Source organism: Mesorhizobium sp. M4A.F.Ca.ET.090.04.2.1 (assembly GCF_003999085.1).
Classification (GTDB): Bacteria; Pseudomonadota; Alphaproteobacteria; order Rhizobiales; family Rhizobiaceae; genus Mesorhizobium.
In genome coordinates this window covers 1-6414 of the sequence record NZ_RZOT01000351.1, presented here as the reverse complement: position 1 = coordinate 6414, position 6414 = coordinate 1, and the positions used below count along the sequence as shown (strand labels likewise).

The 6414-nt window shown below is 67.6% G+C and carries 7 protein-coding genes; 5 read left to right on the top strand and 2 right to left on the bottom strand.

All coding sequences use genetic code 11. The annotated features are described in order from the left end of the window. On the top strand, positions 1 to 872 hold an 872-nt coding region (locus EN781_RS22365), incomplete at its 5' end, for a class I SAM-dependent methyltransferase (protein WP_210213490.1). Between the two features lie 100 nt (positions 873 to 972). Beyond that, positions 973 to 2511 (top strand): winged helix-turn-helix domain-containing protein, encoded by a 1539-nt coding sequence (locus EN781_RS22360; RefSeq protein ID WP_126055341.1) that lies wholly within the window; start codon positions 973 to 975, stop codon positions 2509 to 2511. A 35-nt stretch (positions 2512 to 2546) separates the two neighbouring features. Here EN781_RS22360 and EN781_RS22355 read toward each other — a convergent pair whose 3' ends face one another. Continuing rightward, positions 2547 to 2840 (bottom strand): hypothetical protein, encoded by a 294-nt coding sequence (locus EN781_RS22355; protein ID WP_126055340.1) that lies wholly within the window; start codon positions 2838 to 2840, stop codon positions 2547 to 2549. Between the two features lie 201 nt (positions 2841 to 3041). On the opposite strand from EN781_RS22355, the gene EN781_RS22350 reads away from it, so the two are divergent. After that, complete coding sequence (locus tag EN781_RS22350; RefSeq protein ID WP_126055339.1) at positions 3042 to 3587, top strand: NADAR family protein; 546 nt, start codon at positions 3042 to 3044, stop codon at positions 3585 to 3587. A 27-nt stretch (positions 3588 to 3614) separates the two neighbouring features. On the opposite strand, the gene EN781_RS22345 is transcribed toward EN781_RS22350, so the two are convergent. Further along, positions 3615 to 4088, bottom strand: a complete 474-nt coding sequence (locus EN781_RS22345; protein ID WP_245492635.1) for a hypothetical protein — start codon at positions 4086 to 4088, stop codon at positions 3615 to 3617. A gap of 237 nt (positions 4089 to 4325) precedes the next feature. On the opposite strand from EN781_RS22345, the gene EN781_RS22340 reads away from it, so the two are divergent. After that, positions 4326 to 5696, top strand: a complete 1371-nt coding sequence (locus EN781_RS22340) for a nodulation protein NfeD (RefSeq protein WP_127400339.1) — start codon at positions 4326 to 4328, stop codon at positions 5694 to 5696. Further along, the coding region (locus EN781_RS22335; protein WP_145965580.1) for a slipin family protein at positions 5693 to 6414 on the top strand (722 nt) is incomplete at its 3' end. The genes EN781_RS22340 and EN781_RS22335, both read left to right, overlap by 4 nt.

Sequence of the window (6414 nt, the reverse complement as noted above, 5' to 3'; positions counted from 1 at the left end):
CCTTGGGTATTGCGTATCGCCGCCGCTGCGCTTCGGGCGCCTTCGTCACGCCAATCTCAGCCGAATTTCAGCCGCGCCTCACGACAACCGGTCGGGTCCGGTTCACGCTGGGCGAAAAAGGGATGGATGCGATCATGGCGCAGGCGCAAGGCACGGCACATTGGGACGAGAACCATTCTCGCGGCTTTCTGCACAACGGGCGTTATTTCGTGCCGGAACGCGAGCGCCAGGTCGGGATCATCGCCGACCTCATTCCGCAACCCGCGCCGGGTGGCCTGCTGGTCGAGCTGTGCTCCGGCGAGGGGCTGCTCAGCCGCGCGCTGCTGGAGCGCTTTGCCGACTGCCATGTCCTGGCGCTCGACGGCTCGGCGCAAATGCTGGAGCAGACGCAGGCCACCTGCCGCGACCATGCCGGGCGCCTGACCACTGCCGCGTTCGAGCTGGCGCAGAGCGGCTGGCGGCGCTTTGCCGAGCCGCCGCATGCGGTCGTCTCCTCGCTCGCCATCCATCATCTCGACGGCCGGCAGAAGCAGGACCTGTTTGCCGATCTGGCGGCGGCGCTCAAGCCCGGCGGCGTGCTGGTGGTGGCCGACATCGTGCGCCCGCCGAGCGCAGGCGGGCTCGACATCGCCGCGCGGCAATGGGACGAGGCGGTGCGCGCCCGGGCGCTGGCGATCGACGGCGATCTCGCCGCCTTCGCCGAGTTCAACCGCCTGGGCTGGAACTATTTCCGCAACCCGGACGGCGAGCCGATTGACAAGCCCTCCTCGCTCGCCGAGCAGCTTTCCTGGCTTGCGAAGGCGGGCTTCATCGAAGTCGACTGCGCCTGGCTGTTCGCCGGCCACGCCATCTTCAGCGGGCGAAAGCCTTGATGTCTTCGGGCGGGCGTGATGTCTTCGAGCATGCGAGGGCCGTGACAGACTCCTAGCCATCGCGCGGATCGAATTGGTTGACGTCTCCTCGAGGGGCGACATGACGACGTTCGAATTCTCCGGCCACAGGCTCGATCTGCACAGGGGCAGGCTGCAGAGGGGCGGGCACGACGTCGACCTGCGCGCCAAGTCGCTCTCGCTGCTCGTCTACCTGCTGGAGAATGCCGGCCGCGTCATCGGCAAGGACGAGCTGGTCAATGCGGTCTGGCCGAACATCGCCGTTTCCGACGATTCGCTCACCCAATGCATGAAGGACATCCGCAAGGCGCTCGGCGCCGAGGCCGATGGCCTGATCCGCACCGTGCTGCGGCGCGGCTATGTGATCGACGAGGAGCGCGTGCGCCGCCTCGAGGATCGGGTTGCCACCGCGGCCGGGGAGGGGACGGCCGACGACAAGCCGTCGATCGCGGTGCTGCCCTTCGAGAACCTCAGCGGCGACCCGGCGCAGGACTATTTCGCCGACGGCATGGTCGACGAGATCACCACGGCGCTGTCGCGCATGCGCTGGCTGTTCGTCATCGCCCGCAATTCGAGCTTCGCCTACAAAGGACAGGCCGACGGCGTGAAACGGGCCGGAGCCGAACTCGGCGTGCGCTACGTACTGACCGGCAGCGTCCGCAAGGCCGCCGACCACATCCGCCTCACCGGACAGCTCATCGACTCCGCTTCCGGCAAGACGATCTGGGCCGACCGTTACGACGGCACCATGGCCGACGTGTTCGACCTGCAGGACCGGCTTGCGGAGAGTGTCGTCGGCGCCATCCAGCCGTCGATCCTGTCGGCCGAAATCGAGCGTTCACGGCGCAAGCGGCCGGAAAGCCTCGCCGCCTACGACTACGTGCTGCGCGCCTTTCCGCTCACCTGGTCGCTCGAGCGGGCGCAGAACGAGGAAGCCGGCACGCTGCTTGATCGCGCGATCGCGATCGAGCCGGATTATCCGCTGGCGCTTTCGCTGCTCGCCTGGTGCCATCTGCAGCGCGCCGGCTACCGCTGGACCGAAACGCCGGCCGCTTCACGGGAGGAGGGCCTGCGCCTGGCGCAGAAGGGGGCGGCGCTCTCCGGCGACGACCCTATGGTGCTTGCGGTGCTCGGCGCGGCGCATTCCTTTGCCCGCGACTACGATGTCGCCGACATGCATCTGGCGCGGGCGCGCGCGCTCGATCCGAATTCCGCCTGGGCCTGGCTGCGCAGCGCCTGGCTGGACGTCTATCGCGAGCGGCCCGAGGCGGCGATCGAGAAGTTCGAGCATTTCGAACGGCTGAGCCCGCGCGATCCGATGGGCTACATGGCCGAGATCGGCATCGGCGCCGCGCATTTCGTCGCCGCGCGCTACGATCAGGCGGTGGCGCTGACGCAGCGCGGCCTTAGCCAGCAGCCGGGCACCTGGTGGGGACTGCGCCTGCTGGTCACGGCGCTGGTTCATGCCGGTCGCAAGGACGAGGCACGGCACGCTTGCCGCAGGCTGATGGAAACCTACCCGGGCCTCACCGTTGCCAGGGTCGGCGACGCCTCGCCCTTCGACGCGGGCACGACTGAACGCATCGCCGCCGGCCTGCGCGAGGCCGGCCTGCCGGACTGACTGGAACGCCGGCGGCCGGCCCCGGAGTATCGCGCTCAGAATTCACGGCGATGGCGGCGGTCGTCCACGACCTTCGCAAGCACCTCGGTCGGGTCACGGTCGACCGGCAGCGTCAGCGCGTTCTCGACGTCGAAGGCGGTGAGGCCGATGTCGCGGCGCTCGCATTCGCTCATGGCGGCGAGCGCGGCCAGCTCGCTACGCGCCTTCCAGAAGCGCGGCAGCCACAACAGTGCCGATACGGCAGCGGTGGCAAACCGGGAGTGCCGGAAAGGGGACGCCTGGCGCCGGTTGTGAGCAGTGGCGCCGGTGAAGGAAACGATCGTGGTCATGGCGTTGATCTCCGAACTGTCCTCTGTGACAGCAAGGCGGAGGATAGTCGCCGCCCCGCCGGAGATCGTGACGCGCCGCCGAAACTTCAGGGAAATTGCGGCGAAACCCGCAGGCCGCGCGGCAGGGGGAGCGCGCTGGTGAAAGCGGCGAGGCGCCAGCCGCCATTGACAATTCACCGTCCGCTCCGCTCCATCCCCGTCATGACCTATGATCGTTCCTGGCTCGAGGCAGCCGTCCGCGCGAAATCCCGGCCCAGCTTCTTGTTCTTCTGGGGCCATCAGCCGTCGAAGGACGGAAGCATCACCACGTCCTGTCTCAGCCAGTGGTGGCCCGCGCCCTTCACGGTCGACCGGCTGACCTATGCGACGGCGGAACACTGGATGATGGCCGGCAAGGCGCGGCTGTTCGGCGACGACGAGGCCGTGCGCCGCGTGCTCGCCGCCGCGAGCCCGAAGCAGGCCAAGCAGGTGGGGCGCGAGGTGCGCGGCTTCGACGGAGCGAGTTGGGATGCCGAGAAGTTCCGCCTCGTTTCGGAAGGCAGCTTCCAGAAATTCCGGCAGAACGGGCCGCTTGGCGAATTCCTGCTGGCGACGAAGGATGCCGTGCTGGTCGAGGCAAGCCCCGTCGATCGCATCTGGGGCATTGGCCTCGCCGCGGGTGACGAGCGCGCGGCGAACCCGCTCACCTGGCGCGGCGACAACCTGCTCGGCTTTGCGCTGATGGAGGCGCGAGACAGGCTGCGCTGAGGCGCTGCTGCCTCCTTCCCGCCGGCGTCAGTCCGAGTCGGAGGAAGCCTTGCCGCATTCAGCCAGCACCTTGCCGATCGCCGCGCTCGAGTCGGCAAGCGAAAAACTGTTCTCGCCATATTTGTCGGACGTGACGGTGACCTCGCCCTTGCCGCGCAGCAGGCCAAGCAGCGGGTCGGTGCTGCCGAACTGCGTCGTGAAGTAATTGTACATTGCCTCGAGCACCAGCGTCTTCGTCACCGTCTTGCCGCCGGCCCTGAACGCGAACGAAGCCTTGATGCCCGGCTCCAGCTCCGGCCCGGCCTCGCCGAGGTCGTAGCTCAGCGTCGGCTTGCCGAAACAGGTCAGCATCAGATGCGCGCCACCCTTCGGCCCGCCGCAAACCGACGCCGTCAGCACGCTGCCGCCCTCGTCCTCCTCCATCTTCGCGCTCCAGCTGCAGGATGCGGCGGGGGCCGGCTGGGTGGCCGCCAGCGCTCCCAAGACGATGAATGCCGCCAATATTCTTCGCATTGATTTCCCCCCAAGGCCGTCGAGACCATCTGGCGACCATACAGGACAAATGACGCCGTGGCATGATCCCTCGAGCGCAGGCGCGGCGCTGGAGATTGGCGCAAGCGGTCGAGCGCGTAATCTCGCCCGCAAGGGGATAGATCGGCGGTTGCGCCGCTTTCGCCTCACCACCCGCATTGGACTTCACCAAAATGCAACCCATATCTTCTCCATGGAGCTTTGAGCGTGACCTTCGCGCGGGTGGCCCTTCTTGCCGCTGCTCTCATGGCCGCGGCCGTCGTTTCTCCCTTCTCTTCCGACGGGACCGGCAAGGTCGCGCTGAGCGTCGCCATTGACGGCGCCATCGGGCCGGCGAGCACAAGGCAGCTCGAGGAGGCGCTCGACACCGCCGCCAAACGCAATGCCGCGGTCCTCATCCTTCAGCTCGACACGCCTGGCGGCCTGGTCACCTCGATGCGCGAGATGATCGCCGACATCCTGGCCTCGCCGGTGCCCGTCATCGGCTATGTCGCCCCGGCCGGCGGCCATGCAGCCAGCGCCGGCACCTACATCCTCTACGCCACCCATGTCGCGGCGATGGCGCCGGGCACCAATCTGGGCGCGGCGACGCCGGTCGAGATGGGCGGGCTGCCGTCGCTTCCCGGCGGCGAGAAGGACAAAGACCAGAAGGACGCCACCGGGCGGGCGGCGGGCGACGCGATGATGGCCAAGGTCACCAATGACGCGGTGGCGCTCATCCGCTCGCTCGCCGAATTGCGCGGGCGCAATGGCGACTGGGGCGAAAAGGCGGTGCGCGAGGCGGCGAGCCTGTCGGCCAACGCCGCATTGCAGGAGCATGTCATCGACTTCGTCGCCCGCGACACGACCGAGCTTTTGCAATTGGCCGAGGGGCGCACCGTCGACGTGGCCGGGCAGAAAAAGGTACTGGCGACCAAGGGGCTGCCGGTCGAGACGCTGGAGCCCGGCTGGTTCATCCGGCTGCTTTCCGTCATCACCGACCCCAACACCGCCGTCATCCTGATGCTGGTCGGCGTCTACGGCATCATCTTCGAGTTCACCAGCCCGGGCGCCGTGGCGCCCGGCGTCATCGGCGCGATCTGCCTGTTGCTCGGCCTCTATGCGCTCAACCTCCTGCCGATCAACTATGCCGGCCTGGCGCTGATGCTGCTCGGCATTGCCTTCCTCGTCATCGAGGCCTTCAATCCCACCGTGGTGCTGGGCCTGGGCGGCGTCGCCGCCTTCCTGCTCGGCGCGGCCATGCTGCTCAAGGTCGAGGGTCCGGGCTTCGCCATGTCATGGGCGGTCATCGGCCCCGCCGCGGCGCTGACGCTGGGGCTGGCGCTTCTCACCGGAACCTATGTCTGGGCGGCGCGCAAAAACCCGCCGCGCGTCGGCGGCGAGGTCATGCGCGGCCTCCCCGTCAAGATGCTCGACTGGCAGGGCGGCGAGGGCCACGTGCTGGCCCAGGGCGAGCGCTGGCGGGCGAGGGCCGACGAACCTGTCGCGCCTGGCGACAGCGTCGAGGTGACCGATGTCAGCGACCTCGTGCTGACGGTCAGGCGCCGCGATGGCAACAACAACGGAGCAATAAGATGATGGTCGGTTACGTCGCCTATCTGGTCGTTGCGGTGGCCTTGATCATGTTCCTTTCGGCGGCCATCCGCATCCTCAGGGAATATGAGCGCGGCGTGGTCTTCACGCTCGGCCGCTTCACCGCGGTCAAGGGTCCCGGCCTCATCATCCTTGTCCCCTTCATCCAGCAGATGGTGCGGGTGGACCTGCGCGTCGTGGTGCAGGACGTGCCGCCACAGGACGTGATCTCGCGCGACAACGTCTCGGTAAAGGTCAACGCAGTGCTCTATTTCCGCATCGTCGATGCCGAGCGGGCGATCATCCAGGTCGAGGACTTCATGGCCGCCACCAACCAGTTGGCGCAGACCACGCTGCGCTCGGTGCTCGGCAAGCACGAGCTGGACGAGATGCTGGCCGAGCGCGACAAGCTCAACAACGACATCCAGGAGATCCTCGACCAGCGCACCGACGCCTGGGGCATCAAGGTCTCCAATGTCGAGATCAAGCATGTCGATCTCAACGAGAGCATGATCCGCGCCATCGCCAAGCAGGCCGAGGCCGAACGCCTGCGCCGCGCCAAGGTGATCAACGCCGACGGCGAGCAGCAGGCTGCGGCGAAACTGGTCGAAGCCGGCCGCATGCTGGCGGCCGAGCCACAGGCCATGCAGCTGCGCTATTTCGAAGCCCTGCACGACATCGCCGGCGAACGCTCCTCCACCGTGGTCTTCCCGCTGCCAGTGGA